The sequence below is a fragment of the Phenylobacterium sp. genome, assembly GCF_030646615.1.
Taxonomy (GTDB): Bacteria; Pseudomonadota; Alphaproteobacteria; order Caulobacterales; family Caulobacteraceae; genus Phenylobacterium.
In genome coordinates this window covers 1-2,901 of the sequence record NZ_JAUSLG010000087.1, presented here as the reverse complement: position 1 = coordinate 2,901, position 2,901 = coordinate 1, and the positions used below count along the sequence as shown (strand labels likewise).

Annotated in this window: 2 protein-coding genes; both read left to right on the top strand. The window is 63.9% G+C overall.

Translation table 11 applies throughout. The features are described 5' to 3' along the window. On the top strand, positions 1–244 hold a 244-nt coding region (locus Q7S93_RS15330; RefSeq protein ID WP_304714814.1), incomplete at its 5' end, for a hypothetical protein. Positions 245–336: 92 nt separating this feature from the next. Next, on the top strand, positions 337–2,901 hold a 2,565-nt coding region (gene rpoC / locus Q7S93_RS15325), incomplete at its 3' end, for a DNA-directed RNA polymerase subunit beta' (RefSeq protein ID WP_304714813.1).

Genomic DNA, 2,901 nt, shown 5'->3' with positions numbered 1-2,901 from the left:
GGCCCAGTTCGGCGGCCAGCGGTTCGGGGAGATGGAGGTCTGGGCTCTGGAAGCCTACGGCGCGGCCTACACCCTGCAGGAAATGCTGACGGTGAAGTCCGACGACGTGGCCGGCCGGACCAAGGTCTACGAGTCCATCGTGCGCGGCGACGACACCTTCGAGGCGGGCATTCCCGAGAGCTTCAACGTGCTCGTCAAGGAAATGCGCTCGCTCGGCCTGAACGTGGAGCTGGAGAACAGCTGACCGCTGTCTTCATCCCGCGCCGCTTTTGCGGGGGGAGGGGCCGTCAGCCCCTCCTTCTCGCCTTCCAGAATGACTGACGAACTGGAAATCTGATGAACCAGGAAGTCCTGAATATCTTCAATCCGGTCCAGGCCGCCCCGACCTTCGACCAAATCCGCATCGCCCTGGCCTCGCCCGAGAAGATTCGCTCGTGGTCCTTCGGCGAGATCAAGAAGCCCGAGACCATCAACTACAGGACGTTCAAGCCCGAGCGTGACGGCCTGTTCTGCGCCCGTATCTTTGGCCCGACCAAGGACTACGAATGCCTGTGCGGCAAGTACAAGCGCATGAAGTACAAGGGCATCATCTGCGAGAAGTGCGGCGTGGAGGTCACCCTGGCCCGCGTCCGTCGCGAGCGGATGGGCCACATTGAACTGGCCAGCCCGGTCGCCCACATCTGGTTCCTGAAGTCCCTGCCGAGCCGCATCTCGATGATGCTCGACATGGCGCTCAAGGACGTGGAGCGGGTGCTCTACTTCGAATACTACATCGTCACCGAGCCGGGCCTGACCCCGCTGAAACAGCACCAGCTGCTGTCGGAAGACGACTATATGCGCTTCCAGGAAGAGTTCGGCGACGACAGCTTCACCGCTGAAATCGGCGCCGAGGCGGTCCAGGGCCTGCTGCGCGCCATCGACCTGCCCAAGGAGGCCGAGCGGCTCCGCGAGGACCTGCTCACCACCACCTCGGAAATGAAGCTCAAGAAGACGTCCAAGCGTCTGAAGCTCATCGAGAGCTTCATCGAGAGCGGCAACAAGCCCGAATGGATGGTGCTGTCGGTGGTGCCGGTGATCCCGCCGGAACTGCGCCCGCTGGTGCCCCTGGACGGCGGCCGCTTCGCCACGTCGGACCTGAACGACCTCTATCGCCGGGTCATCAACCGGAACAACCGCCTCAAGCGCCTGATCGAGCTGCGGGCGCCTGACATCATCATCCGCAACGAAAAGCGGATGCTGCAGGAATCCGTCGACGCCCTGTTCGACAACGGCCGTCGCGGCCGGGTCATCACCGGCGCCAACAAGCGGCCCCTGAAGTCCCTGGCCGACATGCTGAAGGGCAAGCAGGGCCGCTTCCGTCAGAACCTGCTCGGCAAGCGCGTCGACTATTCCGGCCGTTCGGTCATCGTCGTCGGCCCCGAGCTGAAGCTGCACGAGTGCGGTCTTCCCAAGAAGATGGCGCTCGAGCTGTTCAAGCCGTTCATCTATGCGCGTCTGGACGCCAAGGGCCTGTCAGGCACCGTCAAGCAGTCCAAGCGCATGGTCGAGCGCGAGCAGCCGGCGGTGTGGGACATCCTCGACGAGGTGATCCGCGAGCATCCGGTGCTGCTGAACCGCGCGCCCACCCTTCACCGCCTCGGCATCCAGGCCTTCGAGCCCAAGCTGATCGAAGGCAAGGCGATCCAGCTTCACCCGCTGGTCTGCACGGCCTTCAACGCCGACTTCGACGGCGACCAGATGGCCGTCCACGTGCCGCTCTCGCTGGAAGCCCAGCTGGAAGCCCGCGTGCTGATGATGAGCACGAACAACATCCTGTCGCCCGCCAATGGTCGCCCGATCATCGTGCCGTCGCAGGATATCGTGCTCGGCCTCTACTACCTGTCGCTGGTCAAGGACGGCGAGCCGGGCGAAGGCAAGGTGTTCGCCGACCTGGGCGAGATCGAAGCGGCGCTGAACGAAGGCGTCGTGACCCTGCATTCCAAGATCCGCTGCCGTTACACCGAGATGAACTCCGAGGGCGAAGTGGTCCGCAGGATCATCGACACCTCGCCGGGGCGGATGAAGATTGCGGCCCTGTTCCCGCTCAACGCCGCGGTCAACCACAAGCTGCTTGAGAAGAACCTGACCAAGAAGGAAATCGGCAATCTGATCGACACCGTCTACCGCCACTGCGGTCAGAAGGCGACGGTCATCTTCGCCGACCAGATCATGGGCCTGGGCTTCCGCGAGGCGGCCAAGGCCGGCATCTCCTTCGGCAAGGACGACATCGTCATCCCGCAGCGGAAGAAGCCGATCGTCGAAGAGACCCGCAAGCTGGTCGAGGAATACGAGCAGCAGTACGCCGACGGTCTGATCACCAAGGGCGAAAAGTACAACAAGGTCGTCGACGCGTGGGCCAAGGCCACTGACCGCGTCGCCGACGAGATGATGCGTGAGATCTCCGAAGGCGTGAAGGGCGCGGACGGCCGTGAATCCGAGATCAACTCGGTGTTCATGATGTCCAACTCCGGCGCCCGGGGCTCGCAGGCCCAGATGAAGCAGCTCGGCGGGATGCGCGGCCTGATGGCCAAGCCGTCCGGCGAGATCATCGAGACGCCGATCATCTCGAACTTCAAGGAAGGCCTGACCGTCCAGGAGTACTTCAACTCCACCCACGGCGCCCGTAAGGGCCTGGCCGACACCGCCCTGAAGACCGCCAACTCGGGCTATCTGACCCGCCGTCTGGTGGACGTGGCCCAGGACTGCATCATCACCGAGGAAGATTGCGGCACCACCCGGGGCATCACCCTGGGCGCCGTGGTCGAGGGCGGCGACGTCCTGGTCTCGCTGGGCCTGCGCATCCTGGGCCGGTTCGCCGCCGAGGACGTGAAGGATCCGGGCACGGGTGAAGTCATCGTTCCC